Genomic DNA, 23,914 nt, shown 5'->3' with positions numbered 1-23,914 from the left:
TTTTGCAAAAAAAAGAGATTGCCACAATAGCAATCTCTTTTTAGATATTATAGTAGTAGTGTTAAAATTTAAAGCCAAAAGTCATTCTAACCTGATGGTTTGTGCTATTTAGACTAGCTACATCGCTACTTCCCGAGTAAAGTACATAGTCTTCACTATACTCTTTGTATTGATAGGCCATATCAAAGAAGAAGTTGTTCTGTTTCAACCCAAAACCGCCAGAATAGGTATTGTAGCCTTCATCAGTTTCACCTTTGTATGTATCACCAATTCTGGCAAAACCACCACGCAAACTCAAATTGGGAGTCATGCGGTACTCGGCACCAATTCTTAAATTAGAAGAAGAACGGTAGCTGTTTGAAATGGCTTTGTTTAATGTCATTTCGTAATCTGAATCGCTATTATCAAATCCAAATTCTGCATTCCTGTAGTCAATCATCTCGTAATCGAGGCTGATTACTCCCTTGTGACCAAATAAATAGGCCGCACTCAAAATGGTTCTAAAAGGAGTTTCATAATCATAATTCACTCTCGATACATATTCCGATTCGTAGGAATGATATGCATTTCCATCTTCGGGGAAGGCCGCTGAAATACTGGGGTCAAATTGGGAACTCATCGCCGTATCATAGTCTTCATCGAGATTATAAAAAGTTGGAGTGTGTATGGCTGCACCAATTCTAAATTGATTGGTGACTTTATAAATAGCTCCAAGTTTAAAGTTTACGCCAACTCCTGATGTTGTAGTGTATTCTGTAAAAGTGAATTCATTCAGCGAAGTTGTGTTGCCAACAAGGGAATACTCAGAATAAGAGTTGGTTGTCTTATGATACAAATCCTGAATGCCAATAGTTGCTCCTAAATACAATCGGTGAGCATAGTTAGCACCAAAGGATAAAACATATTCTCCAATGTACCCTTTTTCTGTTATATGTCTCTGTTGATCCATGATATCGCCATCGTAAAGGGCGGAAACATAATTGTTCTCATCATCATTGTTGATAAGATAAGTATCGTAAGCCAGTTTTTCTTCGAAAGTGTAAAGACTGCCAGGAGCAGTCCCTGATGCGTATGAAGCCCAATTGTCAAGTAATGATGTTTCAGAATTCAAGTTAAATACATAGCCTTCTCTGTTGAAATTGGCTACTCGATTGTATCCTATTCCAAAGTTGAAATTCTGCCATCCTTTTGCAGGAGCCATCTTTTGAATAAAGCTGGCTACATAGCCAACATTTCCCATTGTGAAACTGTATTTATCTTCAGAATAACCGCCATTTTCTGCTTTTGTATATTCTACAGAGGGAGTGAACGTAAATTCAGAGCTTCGGTAAACACCAATACCTGCAGGATTTATACTTAAACTCGAAAAGTCTCCTCCCAAGGCTCCAAATGCTCCACCCATGGCTGTTGATCTTGCCGTTCCTGTATATTCCTGACTTGAATATTTTAGTGCATTATCAACACTTTGAGAATAGGAACCCCCTGCTATTAGGGATAGAATGAGTAAAAAAGTATACCGTTTCATAAAATGTATTTTTTAAGTGTGTCATTTAAGCTGATAGATACTGCAATCGCTCTTTGGGATGTAAAGAGTGGATAATAATGGATCAGGTAAAACACTTTTGTTAATTATTAGTTGGCTAGGTAAAGGGTATCACCGGAGATGGGAAAATCAAACTCCGGTGATTATTTATTTATTATCTTCTTCTTCTTGAGCTGCTTGATGAACTACTTGAAGAGCTTCCAGATGAAGAGGAACTTCTACTTGATCTTACTGCTGAACTTGAGCTACTTTTCGATGAGCTAACAGATCTTCTTACTCCACTATTGGTGGAAGTTGATTTTGATCTGGTAGAGCTTGATCGGTAGCTTGAGCTAGGTTTCGACGAGCTACTTCTAACTTTAGAGTAGGACGATCTTGTAGCCGATTTTGAATAGTTTGAACTTCCACTATACGAAGAACGGTTGTACGAAGGTCGAGTGCTACTTTGTGGTTTGCTATAGCTTGGAGAAGAACTTCTTCTGGTAGAAGTTCCATAAGTTGAACTTTTACTAGAATTACCACTTAAAACAGATCTTCTTGTACTGTAGCTATTTTGATTGCTTGAGCTATAACGAGCTGCAGCATTGCTTCTTCTGATATCATCAGCACTGGTAGATATGCTCCTTCTTGTTGTAGTATTGTTTGCTGTAGTTCCTGCTTTGGTACTCGAAATAGCCGATCTACGTGTTGATGTTACGGCTGGGTTTGCAGCAGTTCCTGCTTTGTAGCTATTGGATCTTCTATCGCCATAGTATGTGTCTCGTCTAAAACGATCGTTGTTATTGTAATGGTGATGATGTCCATAGTAGCCGTAATATCTATTATTGTGTCTGTAATAGAAAGGATATCCCCAACCGTAGTATAGATCCCAATACCAGCTGTTTCCGAAGCCAAAATTTATGCCCCAGTAAGAATTATAGTTGGAATAGCCGTATGCAAATAGGTTTCCGTAACGAATACTTGAGTAGTTATAGTTAGTGTAGTAAGGATAATTGCTCCAGCTAGGAGTCCACCACACATAATTTCCATCCACATAAACATTCCAGTCAGAATCTCCTGCTAAGTACATGGCAGTATTGTAACCACTATTGTCGTAATAGCCAAATCCCTGAGGATACATTTCACGTAATCGTTCCGCTTCTTCCTGATCACGATCGGATCCATTAAATCCACCTAAATAGTAACCCGAATCACCTTCGTAAATCAAGGTATCTACATTTTCAATCGATTCGTCATTAAGGATGCTTGTATACTTTTGTTGTAAAGCTTCAAAATTGCGATCATCAAGTGCTTCAGATCCAATTTCCGGCTCGGTTTTTGTTGATAGTTCGGTTGCTGCACTTGGAGCTAGGGTATTACTCTTTGTAGCAGCCGGGGAATAGGCTTCAACTTTTTGAACTAGTAAAGGAGCCTCGTTGGGGTTGTAGTACAAATCATCTTCGTAAACTGCTGATCCCATGTAAGAAGGGGAGCATCCAGCAGCAAAGAGAGCTGTAATTACTAGAATTTTAAAATAGGTTTTCATCGTGTGTCCTCCAATAATGAATTATCTAAGATTATTTTTTACTTTTGTAAAGAATTTTAACTACCATAAAAGTAGCAAATACCATACCAAAACATCATATAATGGCAAAAGTTTTAACCAGTAGAAGCGAAAACTATTCGCAATGGTATAATGATCTGGTGATCAAGGCAGATTTAGCAGAAAATTCTGCAGTAAGAGGATGTATGATTATAAAACCTTATGGCTATGCCATTTGGGAAAAAATACAGGCGCAATTGGACAAAATGTTCAAAGAAACAGGTCATCAAAATGCTTACTTTCCGCTTTTAATTCCAAAATCATTTTTGAGCAAGGAAGCAGACCACGTAGAAGGTTTTGCAAAAGAATGCGCAGTGGTAACTCATTACCGATTGAAAAACGATCCCAATGGCAAAGGAGTTATTGTCGATCCGGATGCTAAATTAGAAGAGGAATTAATTATTCGTCCTACTTCCGAAACCATTATCTGGAATACTTATAAAAATTGGATTCAATCTTACCGAGATCTTCCTATTCTTTGCAACCAATGGGCAAATGTTATGCGTTGGGAAATGCGTACTCGTTTGTTCTTGCGTACTGCAGAATTTTTATGGCAGGAAGGTCATACAGCACACGCCACCAAAGAGGAAGCATTGGTTGAGACCAAACAAATGATTGATATTTATGGTGAGTTTGCTGAAAAATGGATGGCTGTGCCAGTATTGAAAGGACATAAAACAGAATCGGAACGTTTCGCAGGAGCATTAGATACCTATTGTATCGAGGCTTTAATGCAGGATGGAAAAGCATTGCAAGCAGGAACATCTCATTTTTTAGGTCAGAATTTTGCAAAAGCTTTTGATGTGAAATTCACCAATAAAGAAGGTAAAGAGGATTACGTTTGGGCAACTTCATGGGGTGTTTCAACTCGTTTAATGGGTGCATTAATTATGGCTCACTCTGATGATCAAGGTTTGGTCTTACCTCCAAAATTAGCTCCTATTCAGGTAGTGATTGTTCCAATTTATCGCAAAGCGGAAGAGTTGGAGAAAATTACGGAAAAAGTGAATCCTATTGTTGAAAAATTAAAAGAAAAAGGCATTTCTGTTAAATTCGACGATAGCGATAATCGCAAGCCAGGATGGAAATTTGCACAATACGAATTAAAGGGTGTACCTGTTCGTTTGGCAATTGGGGCTCGCGATTTAGAAAATGGAACCATCGAATTAGCTCGTCGCGATACCTTAACCAAAGAAACTGTTTCCATTGATGGAGTTGAGGATGTGATTGAAAACTTAATGGAAGAAATTCAAACTAGTATTTTCCAGAAGGCATTGGATTTTAGAGCAGAAAAAACAACAAAGGTTGATACATACGAAGAGTTCAAAGAACTTTTGGAAAGTAAAACCGGATTTTTCCTTGCTCATTGGGATGGAACTCCAGAAACCGAAGAGAAAATTCAAACTGAAACCAAGGCTACTATTCGTTGTATTCCTTTTGAGGGAGACGGAGAAGAAGGTGTTTGTATGATTACAGGAAAACCTTCGAAGCAGAGAGTAGTTTTTGCGAAATCGTATTAATGTAAACGTTAAATACATTTAATTCAAACAGCCATGGGGATTCCCATGGCTGTTTTTTTGTATATTTACTTTATCATACAAACCTGAATTTTATGAACATATTAAACACAAAATCTGCAATTCTGGCCACTTTAAAAGATAAATCTTTACTAAAACAGGAAGTCTGTAAGAATACAAAAGAAATATTCGAGGATTTACGTTTAGTAGTGCGAAAACTAATTAAAGAGTACAATCTTGAATTGGGCGCTGCCCAAAAAGATATTTTATTGAATTTTCAAGACAGAGGTGAATTTGAATTTCAAATAAAAATAGCTGCAGATATCTTAGTTTTTAGTTTGCATACTAATGTGTTTCAATTTGATAGAGATCATAATGTATGGGCACAAACTTACGTGAAGCAAAATCCTGATAATGCATATTCGGGAGTTATTAATATTTACAACTTTTTGGCGGATTCGTTCAAATACACCCGTCTCGATGATTTAGGCTATTTGGTAGCACGTATTTTTATCAATCGTGAAAAGCATTACATTGTTGAAGGAAAAAGACAATTGGGCTTGTTGCAAACTGATTTGTCTCAGTCTACTGCTGATGAGGTTCATTTGCGTAACATTGTGGAAACGGCAATAAACTACTCCTTAAATTTTGATTTGTTGGTTCCTCCTTATGATAATGTGAAAATCATGTCGGTAGCGCAGATATTTGAGAAAATTCAGAATTCACGAATTCCAACAGGCAAACGATTAGGTTTTCAATTTAAATCAGATGATGTGTAGATAATTGAGGATTACACTAAGAAAAGCTTAATCCTATTCATTTTCAATCATCATATTTACTAATATTGTAAAGGCTTTCACAATTAGTTTTGTGAAGTTTTTATTTATGCATTAATTAAAAATTATCATCAGATATGAGTGCCGTAATAGAAAAATTTATTAAATACGTAAAATTCGATACCGAATCGGATACAGAGACTGGATTAACACCCAGTACACCAGGACAAATGATTTTAGCTCAGGAATTGACTCGAGAGTTGGAGGAAATGGGATTGGAAAATGTAAGCCTAGATGAAAATGGTTATATTATGGCTGTTCTTCCATCAAATATAGAACGTAAAGTTCCTACCGTAGGTTTTGTTTCTCATATGGATACAAGTCCGGATTTTAGCGGTAAACATGTAAAACCTCAATTTTGGGAGGATTATGATGGCGGTGATATTGTGTTGAATAAAGATCAGGACATTATTATGAAAGTGGCTGATTTTCCTGAATTAAAGAAATACAAAGGGCAAACAATTATTACTACCGATGGTACAACTCTTTTAGGAGCTGATGATAAAGCTGGTGTGGCTGAAATTATGACTGCTGTTGAATATTTAATTGAGCATCCAGAAATCAAGCATGGTCCTGTTCATATCGGATTTACCCCAGATGAAGAAATTGGCAAAGGAGCGGATTTCTTTAATGTGAAGAAGTTTGGAGCTGATTTTGCCTACACCATAGATGGTGGCGAAGTAGGAGAGTTGGAGTATGAAAATTTTAATGCTGCTTTTGCTAAGATTTCCTTCAAAGGACGCAATGTTCATCCAGGAATGGCAAAAGATAAAATGATTAACTCCATGTTTATCGCCAATGAATTTCTGACTCGTTTGCCGAAGGATGAGGTGCCAGAAAAAACGGAAGGATATCAGGGATTTTATCATTTAATAGCAATGTCAGGAAGTGTAGAAAATTCCGAACTTCAGTATATTGTTCGTGATTTTGATATGAAAAATTACGAAATGCGTAAGCAGTTCCTGCAAAATCTTTGCGATAAGTTTTGTCAAAAATATGGTGAAGGAAATGTGAGCCTGGAAATAACGGATCAGTATTTTAACATGCGCGAAAAAATAGAGCCAGTAAAATACATTGTTGATATAGCTGAGGAAGCCATGAAACAGGTTGGTGTTGAGCCAATGATTATTCCTATTCGTGGAGGAACTGATGGAAGTCGTCTATCGTATATGGGCCTTCCTTGTCCGAATATTTTTGCAGGAGGTCACAATTTTCACGGAAGATTTGAATATGTTCCCGTAGAATCCATGGAAAAATCAGTAGAGGTGATTCTGAAAATTGTAGAGTTAATAGCAAAACGATAGTTCAAGTACAATACAGAACAAAAAGGCAACTATGAGGTTGCCTTTTTTATTTCAACAAACTTTCAAACCTCTTGCCACCTAAAAACATGGCTTTTAAAATTGGGTGAATCTCTTTGCCTAAATCAGTTAGGCTATATTCTACTTTTGGTGGAACTTCAGGGTAAACTTTGCGGTTGATTAGAGCATCTTCTTCCAATTCTTTTAAGTTTTTACTGAGCATTCGGTCGCTGATATCAGGTAAAAGTTTTACTAGTTCGTTATAGCGCTTGGTTCCTTGCATCAAATGCAAAATAATGGTTGCTTTTCGCTTTCCTTTCACATGGTTGATGAATGTATCAATTGGGCAATCTCCTTTTTTCAAAATTACAAAAGTTTTTAGTCGTTGATAATCAGCAAATCAGAACAAAATGTTAGTTGCTGTGTAAAGTGTAAGTTATTGATTTATAATTAAAATGCTTGTAGCTTTGTGGCAAGATAAGAATTAAATTAAAATAAGATATGGATCGCAAAGCAGAATTTAAAGCACTTCGTATTTACGAAGAAGAGGGAAAATTCATTCGAAGGATTGAAAGACTAAAACTAGAGGATCTTCCTGCTGGAGATGTGCTCATTAAGGTGAAGTATTCGTCCTTAAATTTTAAGGATGCGCTTTCGGTTACAGGAAATAAAGGAGTAACTCGAAATTATCCACACACACCAGGTATCGATGCCGCAGGAATAGTAGAATATTCAACAAGTGAAAGATACAAGGTGGGCGATGAAGTTATTGTGACTAGTTATGATTTGGGCATGAACACCGATGGTGGTTTTGCAGAATACATTCGTGTGCCCGAAGCGTGGGTAGTTGCTATGCCTAAAGAATTAGATTTTAAACAAGCAATGATTTATGGTACCGCTGGATTTACAGCAGCTTTATCTGTGTATCGTTTGTTGGCTGCAGGGCAAACACCAAAAATGGGACCGGTAGTTGTAACAGGTGCTTTAGGAGGTGTAGGTAGTATTGCCATTAGCATTCTATCGAGTTTGGGTTTTGAGCTAATTGCAGCGACTTATGAGAGTACTGGTGGAGAAGAAGAATTGCACGAGATGGGTGCTTCAAGTCGTATTTCTGCTGATATTACAGATGATCAATCGGGAAGACCCTTGCTGCGTCCATTGTGGGCAGGAGCCATTGATGTGATTGGTGGAAATACTTTGCATACGCTTTTAAAAGCTTGCAAACCAATGGGAAATGTAACTTGTTGTGGAAATGTTGGATCGGGAGATTTACCTATGAGTGTTTATCCTTTTATTTTAAATGGAATTAGTTTGATCGGTATCGATTCTCAAAACTGTCCTATGGAATTGCGTCAGAAAGTTTGGGATAAATTGGCAGCAGAATGGAACGTTTACAAGAATAAGGAACAGGTAATAGAATCTTCATTGGAAGACTTGGATCAATATATCGATTTGATGTTGGCCAAGAAAAGTCGAGGTAGAGTGATTGTGAAAATATAGAACGATTGCTTAAAATAGAACGAGAAAGGTTGCAGTTGTGCTGCTTTTTGTTGTATCAACTAATTACTTGTTCTTTTATGAACAGATCCTGGATGATGAATTTTTGCTGATCTGTTTTATAAATGTACATATCTTCCTTAGGAGAAGGAATTGCTTGTATCTTTTCCCTAAATTTGTTGCATGCGCAAAAGGATCACATTACATATATCTGATACATCTAAATTCAAAGAGCAATTCCTCTTTTGGTCTCAAAAATTCCAATGTGTGAGTATTTTAGATAGTCATGATGTGAATCAAAAAGCCAACTCGAAAATGGAGTACAATACCTACGAGTTGCTTGCTGGAATTGATGCCCTCCAGATTATTGAACCCCAAGAGGATTGTTTTGGTTATTTGCGAAAATATGTTGATGTGGCTAAGGATTGGTGGTTTGGTTATTTCGGCTATGATCTGAAAAATGAACTTGAGGATTTAAAATCGGAAAATTTGGATGGTGTGAATATGCCTAAAATGAATTTTTTCCGTCCGAGATGGGTGTTTGTATTGGATAATGATACTTTATTGGTGCACTATTTTGAGGAGGAATTTAACGAGGAAGAAATCTATTCTCTGGTGATAGATATTCAGAAGATAGTTGTTCCTGAGGAAAAAAAAGTGAATGGATTGGACATCAAATCCAGAATAACGAAGCAGGAATATTTGCAATCAATAGGGCAATTGAAGGAACATATTCGTAAAGGTGATATTTACGAACTGAATTTTTGTCAGGAATTTTATGCTGAAAATACTCCTATTCAGCCACTGCAAACTTATAGGAAATTGATGCAGCTATCGCCAACACCATATTCCTGTTTTTATCAGATGGGCGAGAAGTATTTGTTATCGGCTAGTCCGGAACGATACCTTAAAAAGCAGGGGCTAAAATTAATTTCACAGCCTATAAAAGGGACTGCGAAAAGAGGAAAGAATGAGGAGGAGGATCAGTTGATGAAGGAGAATTTGTTTGCAGATCCGAAAGAGAGAGCCGAGAACATTATGATTGTAGATTTGGTTCGTAATGATTTGTCTCGAACAGCAGTTAAAAATTCTGTTATTGTCGAAGAGTTGTGTGGCATCTATTCTTTCCCTCAGGTACATCAAATGATTTCTACCATTGTTTCTGAATTGAGAGAGAATGTTCATTTTGTAGAGGCGATTCGTCAGTCTTTTCCCATGGGATCGATGACAGGAGCACCCAAAGTGAGGGCCATGAAGTTGATTGAAAAGTACGAATCAACTAAGAGAGGTTTATATTCTGGTGCAGTGGGTTACATCACCCCTGATGGTGATTTTGATTTTAATGTGGTTATTCGAAGCATTCAATACAATGCGGAAAAACAATATTTATCTTTTATGGTTGGTGGTGCTATTACCATGCAATCCGATCCTGAAAAAGAATATGATGAATGCTTGTTGAAAACAAAAGCCATGATGAAAGTGCTAAAAGACCAAGGAATTTCATAATTTCATCCTTTCATGAGAAAGTTTATTGTTAACAACTAATTTTTATTTGATGCTGCGTAAGTTGATCCATTTTGTAGAGGAGGAAAAATTGTTTTATCGCGATGAAAAGCTACTAGTTGCAGTAAGTGGAGGAGTCGACTCTGTTGTTTTACTCGATTTATTGTGTACTATGGAAGTAGAATGTGCAGTGGCTCATTGTAATTTTCATTTGCGAGGCGATGAATCCGATGGTGATTATGAATTTGTGAAACGCATAGCAATGGAACGAAATTTGGCTTTTTATTCCAAGGATTTTGAGACCAAAGAGTATGCCAATGCGAATAAAATTTCTATTGAGATGGCAGCTCGTGAATTGCGTTATCATTGGTTTGAACAGTTACGAGAGCTTTCTGGCTGCAGCTACATTGCAGTTGGCCATCATGCTGATGATGTTGCCGAAACGCTTCTGATTAATTTGGCTCGTGGAACCGGAATTCATGGTTTATCTGGTATTAAATCAAAGTTGGGGAAAATCGTACGGCCTTTGTTGCTGTTTACCCGAAAAGAATTGCTGGAGTATGCGAAGGAGAATTCTCTTGATTTTCGGGAAGATTCAACCAATTCAGAGACCGATTATGTGCGCAATAAAATTCGTCATCAAGTGATGCCCGTTTTGGAGGAAATCAATCCAGCCATTCGTAGTACTATGACTGAAAATGTTCAACGTTTTCGGGAAGTAGAGCAAATCTACAATAGCGTAATTGACGAAAAGCGTTTGAATTTGGTGCTTAATCGAGAGGATGAGCTTATGATTTCAATTCCTAAGGTGAAGGAGTTGTTTGCTCCAGTTTCCCATTTATTCGAGCTCTTATCGCCTTATGGGTTTCATCATAGAGATGTTCGTAAGATTGCAGAATCCATCCATGGCATTTCTGGAAAGCTTTTTTATTCGTCAAGCCATCAGTTGCTTCGTGATAGGGAATATCTGATTTTATCTGAAAGAAGGAAAAGTAATAAACATGAGTATTTAATTTCGGAGGAAGAGACTAAAATGGGGCAACCTATTGAGTTGAAGATTTCCTTTTTGGATAGAACTCCAGCTTTTAGATTTCCTACTCGTTCGAATATTGCATGTTTGGATGCCAATCAATTAAAGTTTCCATTGAAATTGAGAAAATGGAAGAAAGGTGATTCGTTTCATCCTATTGGAATGAAGGGACGAAAGAAAATTTCTGATTTTTTTATCGATCAAAAGTTTTCTATTCAGGACAAACAGGATACATGGTTGCTTGTTTCGGGAAATAGAATTGTTTGGATCGTGGGCTATCGCATGGACGATCGATTTAAAATTACCGATAAAACCACAAAAATTTATCGTGTGGAGTTGGTGTAAATGTAGGTGCGCGATATAAAAAAATGCGGTAACAAGGGACTTATTTAAAGGCCTATAAAAAAGAAAGAGCTTGTTTTCATAAGGAACAAGCTCTTTGTGTGGCATGGTAAAATGATAACTATGCTTCTACTTCCTGTAGTAAGCTTTCTTTTAAGTTTTTTAAGAGTGTTTTTTTAACTTTCCGAGGTTTTTCGGCACTAATTTCTTCTAGAGCACTAAGGGCTAAAGCTCCTATTTCGTATAAACCAACGGGATTTTTATCGTAGTTATAGCTGCCAATTACGTATGCTAATTTTGCTTTAATTTCATCGTAGGCGGCGTTTCCTGGTTTATTCAAACAAGTCAATGCTTCTTGACAAATGTCTCTAAGTTTCTCATCTTTTTGTTGCATGTCTACTGGGTTAATTGGTTAATCTTCAACTAAATTACGAAATTATAACTTAATTGAACTTCACATTGTCTTTCCTTTTTAAGATTAATTTATGTAGTTCATGAATTGAGGTGTTTAAAATGTTTTCGGTGGTGACCAATAACGTTTGCGCTATTGGTAGGAGTGTGTGAAAGTTTGATTTCAGTTATTTTTAGTAGAAAGAAAAAGCACAATAAATATTATTGTGCTTTTGCTGGAGAAACGAATTTTTTACAAGGGAATATTACCATGTTTTTTTGGTGGATTTTGCTCGCTTTTATTGGTGCACATATCCAAAGCCTGGATGAGTTTGTAACGTGTTTGCTTTGGAAGAATAACTTCATCGATATAGCCCAATTCTGCAGCTTTGTAAGGATTTGCAAATTTATCACGATAATCGTCAATAGCAGCTGTTCGTTCCGATTCACTGAGTCCTTTGTGCATGATATTAACAGCTCCTTCGGCGCCCATCACAGCAATTTCACCTGTAGGATAGGAGTAGTTGATATCGGCACCGATGTGTTTTGAGGACATAACGTCGTAGGCTCCACCATAGGCTTTTCGTGTAATTAAGGTAATTTTTGCTACTGTCGCTTCCGCAAAAGCGTATAGTAATTTTGCTCCGTGTTTAATAATTCCACCAAATTCTTGTGCAGTCCCTGGCAGAAAACCGGGTACATCTACGAAAGTGATTAAAGGAATGTTGAAAGCATCGCAAAAACGCACAAAACGAGCAGCTTTCATTGAGCTGTTAATGTCTAAAACTCCGGCCATAAAAGCAGGATTATTAGCCACAATGCCAACCGTTTTCCCTGCCATTCGAGCAAAGCCAATGCAGATATTTTGAGCATATAGCGGCATAACCTCGAAAAAATTGTGATCGTCAACTACAGTTTCAATTATATCCTTACAATTATAAGGTTTGTTTGGATCAACAGGCACCATTGTTTGTAGTTTCTCATCCTCGCGATGGATGTTGTCGGTACAAGGTTTTTGAGGTGCGTCTTCCATGTTGTTGGAGGGTAAAAAGCCAATTAACTCGCGCAACATCATCATCGCCTGCTCGTCGTTATCAGCGGTAAAGTGTGCAACACCACTTTTCGAATTGTGAGTAAGTGCTCCGCCTAATTCTTCTTTGCTCACTTCTTCGTGAGTAACGGTTTTAATTACGTCGGGACCTGTTACAAACATATAACTGCTGTCTTTTACCATCATGATAAAGTCGGTAAGAGCAGGCGAGTATACAGCACCGCCAGCGCAAGGGCCCATAATGGCTGATATTTGAGGAATCACTCCGGAACCTTTTACATTTTGATAGAAAATATCAGCATAACCAGCTAAGCTTTGTACCCCTTCCTGAATTCGAGCTCCACCCGAATCGTTCAGTCCGATAATGGGAGCGCCCATTTTCATGGCTAATTTGGTGACTTTTACAATTTTATCGGCATTGGCTCGGCTTAAGGATCCTCCAAAAACGGTAAAGTCTTGGGCAAACACATACATCAAGCGACCATCAATTTTGCCGTAACCACAAACTACGCCGTCGCCTAGTATTTTGTTTTTTTCCATGCCAAAATCGGTCGACCTATGCGATACCATCTTGTCTACCTCTACGAACGTTTCGGGATCTAGGAGGTCCAGAATTCTTTCGCGAGCTGTTTTTTTACCTCCAGCATGGTGCTTTGCAATTCGATCTTTACCACCACCAATTTCAGCAGCTTTGTTTAATTCTTCAAACTTTTTGATTTTATCTTCAAGTGTCAACATGTTTTTCTACTTATAACGTTGAATGATGAATTATGGATAAGTGATTTTTGCTTAACTCATAATCGTTAATTGATAACTCTGGAGGTATTTAGTCGATAAATACCAAAGGCTGATTTCCATCGATGGTATCATCTTCATGAACAAATATTTCTTTGATTACTCCATCTTTCATGGCTTTGTATTCACTTTCCATTTTCATGGCTGATACAATAATAACGGTGTCTCCTTTTTTGACCTTGCTGCCTAATTTTACAGGAATCTTTACAATTTTTCCTGGCATAGGCGATGTAATTGTACTCTCAGTAGTTTCCATATCTCCAGAATTTCTTGCTTGCTTGTATTTGCTTTCAGCATCAATAATTTCGGCATCGTAAGAATGATAGAAAGTATTAACTGAATATTTCTTTGGAGAGCTGGTTTCAATTAATTCTACATTGTAGGAACGGCCTTTGTACATTACAGAGTAAATGCCATTTTCTACCTGTATCATGTCCAGATCGTACTCTTTGGCATCTACCATTATCTTAATCTGGTTTTTATCTTTGGCAAGCAGCTCAACTTTCGCTAAACGATCACCTAATTTTATTTCAATTGCCATTTTGTTTCTCTTTTAATTTTTACTGGTTCTATACATTCCTCTTCGACGTCCAAATTCTTTCCACTTACTTTGTAAAGAAGAATTACCGTAGTCCTGGCAATCTTTTATCTTTTGATGATAATCTAGAAAAGCTGCGACTATGGCTAGGTCTTCAAAGGACTCTTTTGTTTCATCAGGAGCTAGTAAAAATTTCTCGTTGTTTTGAATAAAGTGAGTATCATACTTTCCCTTTCTAAAATCTGGACAATCCATAATTCTCTCGAGGTATTTTATGGATGTTTTTACCCCAGTAATTTTGTATTCAAAAAGTGCTCGCCTCATTCTTTCAATAGCTTCATCTCGTGTTCGTGCCCAAATGATTAGTTTCGAGATCATAGGGTCGTAATGAATGGGGATTTTGTAACCTTCGTATACATAGCCATCGGTTCTCACGCCCAATCCCATGGGTTCTGTAATGTGCGTAATAACTCCAGGGCTAGGCATAAAGTTGTTGTCGGTGTCTTCGGCATATATTCTGCACTCGATTGCGTGACCAAACTGAAAAACATCTTCCTGCTTAATTTCAAGTTTTTTTCCTTCGGCGATTAAAATTTGTTGTTTCACAAGATCGTATCCTGTAACTCTTTCGGTTATAGGGTGTTCAACTTGTAAGCGGGTGTTCATTTCCAGAAAATAGTAGTTGTGATCATTATCAACTAGAAATTCAATGGTTCCCGCTCCATAATAGTTCACAGCTTTGGCTGCAGCGACAGCATGTTCACCCATTTTTGTTCGTAACTCAGGAGTCATTAGAGGGGAAGGTGTTTCTTCCACAACTTTTTGATGACGACGTTGAACCGAGCATTCTCTTTCGCAAAGATGAATTACATTTCCATGTTGATCGCCTAAAATTTGAAATTCGATATGATGAGGTGAGGAGATGTATTTTTCCAGATAAACAGCATCGTCACCAAAGGAAGCCATAGCTTCAGATTTGGCAGCTCTGAGTCCTTCTAAAATATTCTCTTCTTTGTCAACCATTCGCATTCCTTTTCCACCACCACCTGCTGAGGCTTTAATCATTACGGGCAGACCAATTTCCCGAACGAGTTTAAGAATCTTTTTTTCATCCTTCAGATTCTCTTTGGTTCCTGGCACTACCGGAACACCACTTTTGATCATGGTTTGTCTGGCTGTAATTTTGTCGCCCATACAGGCAATTACTTCGGGAGTAGGTCCTATGAAAATAATTCCTTCTTTCTGACAGCGTTTTGAGAATTCAGCATTTTCGCTTAAAAAGCCATAACCTGGATGAATAGCATCTGCTTTTACGCGCTTTGCTGCTGCAATAATTTTATCAATATTCAAATAACTTTCGGCTGATGTTGCTGGCCCGATATGAATTGCCTGGTCGGCGTATCGAACATGCATTGATGTTCGATCAACATCGGAGTACACAGCAACAGAAAGAATTCCTAATTCCCGGCATGATCGCATAACACGCAGAGCAATTTCTCCCCGGTTTGCGACAAGGACTTTTGAAATTTTCTTACTCATATTTTGATCTTGATTTAAAAGTCTGTAAAGACTTTGTATTTAATTGACTAATTCATTTTATAGATAGTAAAATATCTTTCAAATAAGGATAATACACAGCACAAATATGTTGTACAGCATTTAAATGTAATCAAAATTCTGAAGTTTTCAAGTACTTAAATATAAAGATGTTTGTATGTGTTAATCATAAGATGTGAAATGGATTTGTCATGTAATGCATCACATTACTAGTATCTTAGTCTCCTGAGCGCAGAGTGATGTTTGAGTGAAGATCAAAGAAGTTAAGGAATGGGTGAAAAACGCCAATTCTGTTGAAGAACAAGTGGCGAAAATGGGCTGCTTTTGAGATTAAGTAAACAATTTTGAGTAGAAAACTGCATTTTTCGATCTATTTTAGGAAAGTACTCCTTTGAAAACGGCATTTTTGGCAGAGAAATTTTATTTTTTTGCTTCACCACCAAATTCAAAGCCAAGACTTTCTATCTCTTTTTGAATCAAATTAAGGTCGATCTCATGACCAATTAGTCGTAGGCGTTTTTGTTCTAGATTCACTTCAGCCAAGCTAATATTTGCAAGGGCACCAATGTGTTTTTCTACACTGTTTTTGCAATGATTACAGCTCATACCATTAACCACAAGCACTTTTTCGTTACTAACTTCTTCATCTGTGCTAGAGTTCTTTTTGGCTGAAATGTATTTTTGAAAGTAACCATTTAAAATAAGTAAAACCAATGAAATACTGCTCGCCCATTGCAGCCACTTGGGAAGCATCCAATGTCCTTCGTGGGCGCCCATATGATTGTGCAAAGCTCCCATAGCAAACCATTCTCTTGGAAAAACATTATCGATAAGTAGACCGAAAAGTAAAGCTCCTGCAATAATAGACAATAAGTACGACCACATGGTTTTTTTGCCCATCACCTTATTCAAAACAGTAATGGTTGCAGCATTGGTTGCAGGCCCTGCCATTAGAAACACCAATGCAGCTCCCGGAGATATTCCTTTCATCATTAAAATAGCAGCTACAGGTACCGATGAGGTGGCGCAAATGTACAAAGGAATAGATGCGACTAATATAACCAACATGCCAAGAAAATCATTGCCAATATAACTAGAGAAAAAGTCATCTGGAATTAGAACGGAAATGAAAGCTGCCAGCAGAAGGCCAATAATTAACCATTTGGATATGTCCTGAAGAAAATCGACAAAAGCATATTTGAACATAGTATATATAGCCGATTTTTTCTTCGGATTTTTCGACTCACAGTCCCCTCCGCAACCGCAATTGGATTCATTCGTTGTGGAACAACACGAATCTGTTACAATTTCAGGATTTGAGCTTTCATTGGTATCGAATTTATTGGCGAGTAAACCTCCAAAATATCCTGTTATTAGAGCAATAAATGGTCGAATAATAGCAAAAGGTAAACCCAATAAGGAATAGGTGACCAAAATGGAATCTACACCTGTTTGCGGAGTAGAAATCAGAAATGAAACAGAGGATCCTTTCGATGCACCACTCTTATAAAAGGAAATTCCTGTTGGAATTACACCACATGAACAAAGTGGAAGAGGAATGCCAAGTAGTGAAGCATAGAGTACAGATTTGCCATTTTTTTGACCCAAATACTTATCGATGAAACGTTGAGGGAAAGCTACTTTTAGAATACCTGCAAATAAAAAGCCAAGCATCAAATAGGGAGACATTTCGTTTAGAATTTCAATAAAATCGATAAAAAATTGGTTGATATATTCCATGGTAGATTTGTTTCTCTTGATTAAAAGCTCTGCTAATAGAGTCATAATGGATTCAAAATTATTAAAATATTCGGATAAGTAGATAGGAGTACTTGTAATAAAAGAGCTGAGGGTCTAAAAATACCTAGATGTTGGTATTTCTCTTTATTCAGTCTTAGTCTAATTTAGCAGTCGAAATATTGCTTGATTTGTGAGCTGTACTAATGACAATCTAATTATTAAACTGATGAAAAAAGGATTACTATTTGTGGCCATGATTACTGCTTTTTATAGCATTAATGCCCAGGAGACTCAGGAGCATAAAAGTATTGGGACAACGATTTTAGAACGAGTAAAAGATGAGAAGTTAAGTATTGGTGGATACGGAGAGATTCATTACAATCAACAAGTTAGCGGGAATACTCGTTACAATGGAAAGATGGATGTTCATCGAATGGTTTTATTTTTTGGTTATCAATTTAATGATAAAACTTCATTTGTAACTGAAATTGAATATGAACATGTAAAAGAATTATACGTTGAGCAGGCATTTTTAAACTATAATGTTCGTGCGAATGCAAGTTTGAGAGCAGGTTTAATGTTGGTGCCAATGGGTATTGTAAACGAATACCACGAGCCAACAACCTTTAATGGTGTTGAGCGTCCGAGTGTTGATAATAGCATTGTTCCTACTACATGGCGCGAAATTGGAGTTGGAGTTAGCGGACGAGTATCGTCTCTTCCTTTAAAATATCAGGTGTATGTAATGAATGGCTTCAACGGATATGATGATGGTGGATTACTTGGCGGTTCAAGTGGCCTTCGAAAGGGGCGTCAGAAAGGGGCCGAATCTTCTTTTACATCTCCTTCTTTATCTGCTAAAGTTGATTACTATGGAGTGAAAGGATTAAATATTGGAATGGCTGGATATTTTGGAAAAACTCAATCATCAGAGTTCGATGGATTGGATAAAAATGATGATTTTGCTGTGGCGGTTGCAGATTCAACTCGTGTTGGGATAAGCATGCTTGGAATGGATCTTCGTTACCAGTTGAATGCTTTGCAAGTGAAAGCTCAGTACATCCATTCGTTTATCAATGATGTGGCTGAATACAATGATAAAACGGGGCAGGATCTTGGCAAACAAATGCAAGGTTATTATCTGGAAACAGGATATGATTTATTGCATGGTAAAGAGCAGGCTTTGGTTCCCTTTGTTCGCTACGAAAATTACAATACTCAGCACAAAGTGGATGGAAATACGACTGTAAACAAAGCCTATGATCGGGAAGAAGTATTCTTTGGTGTAAGCTACCATTTGGCAAAAGGAGCCGTTGTAAAAGCTGATTATCAAACCTCAAAAGATGCTAATGATGAGAAAAAGAATTATGTGAATTTTGGAGTAGGTGTTTGGTTCTAAATTAAATGCTATTTAAATAATTGAACTTCAAGGCAAGTTGGGATTTCCCTTTGCTTTGAAGTTTCTAAAGCAAGGAGAATTGTTGATGAAAAGAGATCGTATAGTTTTTCAACTACTGGTAATACTAATATTTTCAGCTGGAAGTTTACGGGCCAATGCAGAGGGTTTTTCTAAGTCGGTACAGAAAAAAATAGATAAAGCCGTTGAAGCAAGTTTTCCACATCAGAATTTGTTGTTGGATGATTTGAAGGTAGTTAAGCTTGATTTTTTCAGGTATCAGGGAATTAGTAATGTTCGATTAAGTCTTTTAAAGAAACAAGAGGATGTGGAAGGTTATGCCTGCTTTGCTTCGTCAAAAGGGAAAAATGACTTTTTTGATTATATGGTTCTATTCAATAAGAAGCTTGAGATTCAAAAAGTAGTGGTATTGATTTATCGATCGTCCTACGGAGGTGAGATTATGTCTAAAAACTGGTTGAAGCAGTTTATCGGAAAAGGTAGAGGTGAGGAAATGGAATTTGGAACAGATATTGATGGAATTTCAGGAGCCACAATTTCTGCTCCAGCAATAACAAAAGGAGTAAAAGCAATGAGTCTTCTTTTAAGTGAATTAAAAGCGAACGGGAGCCTTTAATCCAGAAAAAATAAATGTTCAATGAGAATTCGTAAACCAATAGCAATAAGTACAATTCCACCAAAAATTTCAAATTTCTTACTGGTTTTACTGCCAATTTTTTTGCCAAGTAACATGCCGAGCATTGATACGATAAAGGTGACTACCCCAATAATTAGAGCGGGAAACCAAATTACGATATGAAGTAAAGCTAAGCTTAATCCAATTACCAATGCATCGATACTGGTTGCGATGGAAATTCCTATTAAAACACTTAATTTTAGTGGGTTAAAAGCAGAGTCTTTTTCTTTGCAGTGTATGCTTTCATAAATCATTTTACTACCTAAACCTGCCAGTAAAATAAAAGCAATCCAATGATCGTAATCCTTAATTAAATCTTTTAATTCCCAGCCAGTAAACCAGCCAATAATTGGCATGCCTCCTTGGAAAAGAGCGAGAAAGAAGGCGATTTTTACAGCTTGAAAAAATCGGATTTTTTTAATTGCCAATCCACTACAAAGCGAAGCAGCAAAGGAATCTACAGACAAACCAAGAGCGAGAAAAATAATGCTAAACAATTCCATATAAATGTGTTTAAGGCTGCAAATATAAGCTTCTTATTATTGAACGTGAAAAAATTATTAAGGTTAGAAATTAATTTTTAGATTTCTTTTGTCCTGGGTAGGGTAAAAACAAATTTACTTCCCTTATTCTTTTCACTTTCAACCCAAATTTGGCCTCCATTTTTGTCAATAAATTCTTTGCACAAAAGAAGTCCCAAACCGCTACCGTTTTCATCGTTGGTGCCCGTGGTAGTAAAGTTACTATCCAATTGGAATAATTTTTTTTGATTCTCCTTACTAATGCCTATTCCACTATCTTTCACTGAAAGGTAAACCTGATTGTTTTCAAGTTTGGAAGAAATGAGAATATTTCCTCCTTTAAGAGTGTACTTAAGTGCATTGCTAATTAAGTTTCTAACAAGCGAATCAATCATATTTCGATCCCCGTAAACAAAAGTGTTCTGTGCTACTTGAGAGTTTAATTGAACTGATTTGTCTATTGTTTTCGATTTGAAAATTTTCAGGTTGGTTTCTATGATCTCATATAAATCGAATTGTGAGGGGTGGAATTCCAATTTTCCTTGCTGACTTTTTGCCCATTGAAGAAGATTCTCGAGTAAGGAAAATAAACCTTGAGCCGATTCATTAGCCATATTATTATAGTTTTGAATCAAGTCCAAATCTCGAGAATTTTCTAGTTCATCTTTTATTAAATTATTAAGACCCAAAATAGCATTAAATGGAGAACGAAGATCATGCGCAATAATGGAGAAGAATTTGTCTTTGGTAGCATTTGTAATTTGTAGCTTTCGGTTTGATTCTTCTAGTTTTTCATTGATTTCTTTAATGTGAGTATTAACCTTTACTTTGGAGCGAAATAGAATGATAATTAGGACAATTACCAACAAGGCAAGAAAGGAGAATATAAAAAGAGAAGTAGTTCTTAATTGTTCCTCTTCTAGTTGCTTTTGAGTGAATTGATTTTTTACTCTTAGTATCTCATTCTCTTTTTCTTTTTTATCTGATTCGAATTTAGTTTGTAGCTGTGCAATTTTTTCAGAACGAGATTGGGCATGAAGAGTTTCGATGAGATCATTGTGTTCGATGAGGGTGGAGTAAGCCTTGGTATTATTGCCGATTTGGTGATAATATTTTCCCAGCAACAAAAGTAAATCACACTTTTTTCCTGATATTTTTAGCTTATCTGATAATTGAATACCTTCCTTTAAATTGGAGTAAGCTTTGGCGTATTTTTTTGTACGAAGATAAATTTTAGCTAAGGTTTCGGTATTGTAAATAATTTCTGTTTCTAAATTTAATTTTCGGTTGATAGCTATGGCTTCCTGAAGGTGCTCAATGGCTTTTGTAGCATTGCCCATAAGGAGTTGAGTATCGCCAATATTGTTCAAATTTAACGCAATGCCTTGCTCGTTGTTTATTTTTCTGTTAATATTCAAACTCTTTTCATAGTATTCCAATGCTTTTTGATAATCCTCATTATCCTGATAAACAACCGCAATATTATTATATATTGAAGCTAGCCGACTGATTCGGTTTGAATTTTTAGCCAGTTCCATGGCTTGCTTATAGTACAATATTGATTTTTCATTCTGGTCTTCGTCTGCATAAATATTTCCAATATTGATTAAAAGAGTAATTTGTGAACTGAAATCTTTACTGTTTTCAGATATTCTGTATGCATTCAAATAATTCTGTAAGGCTAAATCTAATTCGCCACGCTCCCAATTAATTACACCAATTCCAATGAGTGAAGATATTTGTTGGCTTTCTTCCTGTAGAGATTGGCTTATTTCCAGTGCTTTCTGATAATGGTAGAGAGAACTGTCTAAATAGTTGGTAATATAGTAGTAGAATCCAAAGTGGATGTGAATTTTACAGAGCGATAGGGGATCATTAATTTTGTTGGCTATACGTTTTGCTTTACCTAAAATTTCTCTTGCTTTTTTTATTTGGTTTTGATCCTGATAACTATCTGAAACTTCTAGAAGAGATTCAATAATTTGTATGTTATTTTTCTTTTGGGTGGAGATTCGAAGGGCTTCTTTGGCAAAGTAGAGGGAACTGTCTGAATTTATTTTTTGATATTCTTTCGATAAATCTATGCAAAGTTGAAATTTGGAAGGATCAGAACAGGTATGTAATTCAGCTCTTAAATTCTTAATGGATTGATTTGCAAATAGATTATTTGATAATAATATAAGAAGAAGAGTTATGACTTTGAAGGGGAAGTGCATATGGGTTAAAATTCTTTTTTTGTTGGTTGATATGATGGATGTTTCTAATTGATAATATTTATGTTATGTAATGTGTGTATTGTTGTTTTGAATTAAGTTGCCAAATGTACTACTTTTTATTGGATTGAAAAAGGAAATGCATTCTTAATAACCTTGTGGTAACCTGTGTTTTGTTTGATTTTTTTCTTGTTTAGGTATTTGTATGAAAAAGCTTCCAATAAATTGGAAGCTTCAAATAATTCATTGATTATGTTGTGTAATTTTGTATTCTGCGTGAGATTCGACTCTACAGGATTACGAAAGAATGTTTTGACTGATATCAAGAGCAACAACTGAATGGGTTAGAGCTCCTATGGAAATGAAATCAACTCCTGTTTTAGCAACACCAGAAATTCGTTCTAGATTCATATTTCCCGATGCTTCAATCAAGCATTTTCCCTGAATGAGTTCAACAGCTTTAGTCATCATTTCATTGCTCATATTATCAAGCATAATGATATCAGCTCCGGCAGTAACGGCCTCTTTTACCTCCTTTAAATTTGTAGTTTCAACCTCTACTTTTATATGAGAAGGAATGGTTTTGCGAATTTGTTCTACTGCAGTACCAATGCTTCCTGCAATTTTAATGTGATTGTCTTTAATCATTACCATATCATACAAGCCAATACGATGATTGGTTCCTCCGCCCATTTTAACGGCGTATTTATCGAATGTTCTTAAGCCTGGAACGGTTTTTCGTGTATCCAGAATTTTCACTTTGCTGCCTTTTACTTCGTGCACATATTTTGCAGTTTCGCTGGCAATTCCCGACATTCTTTGCAATAAATTCAAGGCGAGTCTTTCTCCTGTTAGCAGAGCTCTATAACTTCCTTTTATTTCTACAATCACATCTCCTTTGGCAACACGATCACCATCTGTTACTCTTGGGTTCCATTGTACTTGTTCATCTAACTTTCTAAATACGATTTCTGCAATGGGTAAACCAGCTATAATGCCATCGTCTTTGGCGGTCATACGAGCTGTGGCGATTGTATTTTCAGGAACAAGTTGATTGGTGGTGATATCGCCAGCACCAATGTCTTCCTGAAAAGCATGATTGATGATGAGTTCAACTTCTTGCATGTTAAATGTGGCTTCTGTCATAGCTGTTATTTTTATTGTCTATAAATCAGTTGTTTATCGGAATAAAACAAATTTCTTTATTGATTTGTTGAATGGAGTGGGTAAGGAATTTGGACTCTTGTTTGGGGAAATCTTCTCGAAAATGCCCTCCTCGGCTTTCTTGTCTTGATAGTGCTGCTTTTGTAAGTAGATAGCAAACTTTCATTAAGTTTTGCAAACGAAGGCTGTAATATTCGCATTCTTCGAATGGAAAAGTATGTTCGATTGATTCCAAATGGGTGATGATCTCTGTGAGTTCCTTCTTATTTCGAATGATCCCCACTTTCGCATTCATTTCATCAGCAAGAGTGTTTTTGTATTGAATAAACAAAGATTCCAGATTTGTATTGGTATACATACTGGTTTTATTTAGTTTATTTTTGTTGTCATTTGGCTTAGATTGTCTAGCGTGATCGATTGCTCTTTTGCCAAAAACCAGACATTCAATTAGAGAGTTGGAAGCAAGTCGATTGGCTCCCATGACTCCTGTTGAAGCAATTTCGCCACAAGCATATAAATTTTTGATATTGGTTTCTCCATCCAACCCGGTTTTTATTCCGCCTACCATATAATGAGCAGCAGGAGCAACAGGAACTTCAATGCTCATATCAACACCCGATTTGGCACAATTTTCATAAATAAATGGAAAGCGTTTTTTGATTTTGTCGCTATTCAGATGTTTTAGGCTAAGAGTGACAAAT

General features: G+C 36.7%; 20 protein-coding genes. 8 read left to right on the top strand and 12 right to left on the bottom strand.

The annotated features are described in order from the left end of the window. Positions 1-61: 61 nt before the first annotated feature. Positions 62-1,525 (bottom strand): OmpP1/FadL family transporter, encoded by a 1,464-nt coding sequence (locus ABYT26_RS10855; protein WP_372753748.1) that lies wholly within the window; start codon positions 1,523-1,525, stop codon positions 62-64. Between the two features lie 172 nt (positions 1,526-1,697). Then, complete coding sequence (locus ABYT26_RS10850; RefSeq protein ID WP_372753746.1) at positions 1,698-3,068, bottom strand: hypothetical protein; 1,371 nt, start codon at positions 3,066-3,068, stop codon at positions 1,698-1,700. A 101-nt stretch (positions 3,069-3,169) separates the two neighbouring features. Between ABYT26_RS10850 and proS the strand changes: the two genes are divergently transcribed. The 3 genes from proS to pepT all read left to right on the top strand — a co-directional run bounded on the left by proS (position 3,170) and on the right by pepT (position 6,782). Then, positions 3,170-4,645 carry a proline--tRNA ligase gene (gene proS, locus ABYT26_RS10845; RefSeq protein WP_372753744.1) on the top strand — a complete coding sequence of 492 codons (1,476 nt, stop codon included), beginning with the start codon at positions 3,170-3,172 and terminating at the stop codon, positions 4,643-4,645. A gap of 92 nt (positions 4,646-4,737) precedes the next feature. After that, on the top strand, positions 4,738-5,421 hold the full coding sequence (locus ABYT26_RS10840) for a hypothetical protein (protein WP_372753742.1): 684 nt from the start codon (positions 4,738-4,740) through the stop codon (positions 5,419-5,421). Positions 5,422-5,555: 134 nt separating this feature from the next. Further along, the gene (gene pepT, locus ABYT26_RS10835; protein WP_372753740.1) at positions 5,556-6,782 is read left to right on the top strand and encodes a peptidase T; all 1,227 of its coding nucleotides are present in this window, start codon (positions 5,556-5,558) and stop codon (positions 6,780-6,782) included. Positions 6,783-6,828: 46 nt separating this feature from the next. Here the strand turns inward: pepT and ABYT26_RS10830 are convergent, their stop codons facing one another. Next, positions 6,829-7,143 carry a winged helix-turn-helix transcriptional regulator gene (locus tag ABYT26_RS10830; protein WP_372753738.1) on the bottom strand — a complete coding sequence of 105 codons (315 nt, stop codon included), beginning with the start codon at positions 7,141-7,143 and terminating at the stop codon, positions 6,829-6,831. A gap of 137 nt (positions 7,144-7,280) precedes the next feature. Between ABYT26_RS10830 and ABYT26_RS10825 the strand changes: the two genes are divergently transcribed. The 3 genes from ABYT26_RS10825 (at position 7,281) to tilS (ending at position 11,154) form a co-directional block, all read left to right on the top strand. After that, positions 7,281-8,279 (top strand): YhdH/YhfP family quinone oxidoreductase, encoded by a 999-nt coding sequence (locus tag ABYT26_RS10825; RefSeq protein ID WP_372753736.1) that lies wholly within the window; start codon positions 7,281-7,283, stop codon positions 8,277-8,279. A 264-nt stretch (positions 8,280-8,543) separates the two neighbouring features. Beyond that, positions 8,544-9,782, top strand: a complete 1,239-nt coding sequence (pabB, locus tag ABYT26_RS10820) for an aminodeoxychorismate synthase component I (protein ID WP_372753734.1) — start codon at positions 8,544-8,546, stop codon at positions 9,780-9,782. A gap of 49 nt (positions 9,783-9,831) precedes the next feature. Next, positions 9,832-11,154, top strand: a complete 1,323-nt coding sequence (gene tilS / locus ABYT26_RS10815; protein WP_372753732.1) for a tRNA lysidine(34) synthetase TilS — start codon at positions 9,832-9,834, stop codon at positions 11,152-11,154. Positions 11,155-11,272: 118 nt separating this feature from the next. Here tilS and ABYT26_RS10810 read toward each other — a convergent pair whose 3' ends face one another. The 5 genes from ABYT26_RS10810 to ABYT26_RS10790 form a co-directional block, all read right to left on the bottom strand. Further along, entirely contained in the window at positions 11,273-11,545 is a 273-nt protein-coding gene (locus ABYT26_RS10810) for a hypothetical protein (RefSeq protein WP_372753730.1), read from the bottom strand. Between the two features lie 249 nt (positions 11,546-11,794). Then, positions 11,795-13,330, bottom strand: coding sequence for an acyl-CoA carboxylase subunit beta (locus ABYT26_RS10805; RefSeq protein WP_372753728.1), 1,536 nt, complete (start codon positions 13,328-13,330; stop codon positions 11,795-11,797). Between the two features lie 88 nt (positions 13,331-13,418). Beyond that, positions 13,419-13,928: a biotin/lipoyl-containing protein gene (locus ABYT26_RS10800; protein ID WP_372753726.1), complete on the bottom strand. Its 510-nt coding sequence runs from the start codon at positions 13,926-13,928 to the stop codon at positions 13,419-13,421. A gap of 12 nt (positions 13,929-13,940) precedes the next feature. Beyond that, positions 13,941-15,464, bottom strand: coding sequence for an acetyl-CoA carboxylase biotin carboxylase subunit (accC, locus tag ABYT26_RS10795; protein WP_372753724.1), 1,524 nt, complete (start codon positions 15,462-15,464; stop codon positions 13,941-13,943). A gap of 438 nt (positions 15,465-15,902) precedes the next feature. Then, a complete protein-coding gene (locus ABYT26_RS10790) occupies positions 15,903-17,267 on the bottom strand; it encodes an SO_0444 family Cu/Zn efflux transporter (RefSeq protein ID WP_372753722.1) in 1,365 nt (454 codons plus the stop codon). Positions 17,268-17,448: 181 nt separating this feature from the next. On the opposite strand from ABYT26_RS10790, the gene ABYT26_RS10785 reads away from it, so the two are divergent. Both ABYT26_RS10785 and ABYT26_RS10780 read left to right on the top strand, forming a co-directional pair. Then, positions 17,449-18,621, top strand: coding sequence for a hypothetical protein (locus ABYT26_RS10785; RefSeq protein WP_372753720.1), 1,173 nt, complete (start codon positions 17,449-17,451; stop codon positions 18,619-18,621). Between the two features lie 85 nt (positions 18,622-18,706). Beyond that, positions 18,707-19,255 carry an FMN-binding protein gene (locus ABYT26_RS10780; RefSeq protein ID WP_372753718.1) on the top strand — a complete coding sequence of 183 codons (549 nt, stop codon included), beginning with the start codon at positions 18,707-18,709 and terminating at the stop codon, positions 19,253-19,255. Here the strand turns inward: ABYT26_RS10780 and ABYT26_RS10775 are convergent. The 4 genes from ABYT26_RS10775 to ABYT26_RS10760 all read right to left on the bottom strand — a co-directional run. After that, complete coding sequence (locus tag ABYT26_RS10775; protein ID WP_372753716.1) at positions 19,252-19,818, bottom strand: manganese efflux pump MntP family protein; 567 nt, start codon at positions 19,816-19,818, stop codon at positions 19,252-19,254. The two genes, ABYT26_RS10780 and ABYT26_RS10775, sit on opposite strands and share 4 nt — an antisense overlap. A 77-nt stretch (positions 19,819-19,895) precedes the next feature. Beyond that, complete coding sequence (locus tag ABYT26_RS10770; RefSeq protein WP_372753714.1) at positions 19,896-22,052, bottom strand: tetratricopeptide repeat protein; 2,157 nt, start codon at positions 22,050-22,052, stop codon at positions 19,896-19,898. 294 nt (positions 22,053-22,346) lie between these two features. Continuing rightward, on the bottom strand, positions 22,347-23,195 hold the full coding sequence (nadC, locus tag ABYT26_RS10765; RefSeq protein WP_372753712.1) for a carboxylating nicotinate-nucleotide diphosphorylase: 849 nt from the start codon (positions 23,193-23,195) through the stop codon (positions 22,347-22,349). Positions 23,196-23,220: 25 nt separating this feature from the next. Then, positions 23,221-23,914 (bottom strand): FAD-binding protein (locus ABYT26_RS10760; RefSeq protein ID WP_372753710.1); only part of this gene is annotated, 694 nt, incomplete at its 5' end.

The organism is Labilibaculum sp. (genome assembly GCF_041595635.1).
Lineage (GTDB): Bacteria > Bacteroidota > Bacteroidia > Bacteroidales > Marinifilaceae > Labilibaculum.
Note: the sequence above shows the minus strand (reverse complement) of the source record. Positions and strands in the feature narration are given on the sequence as shown.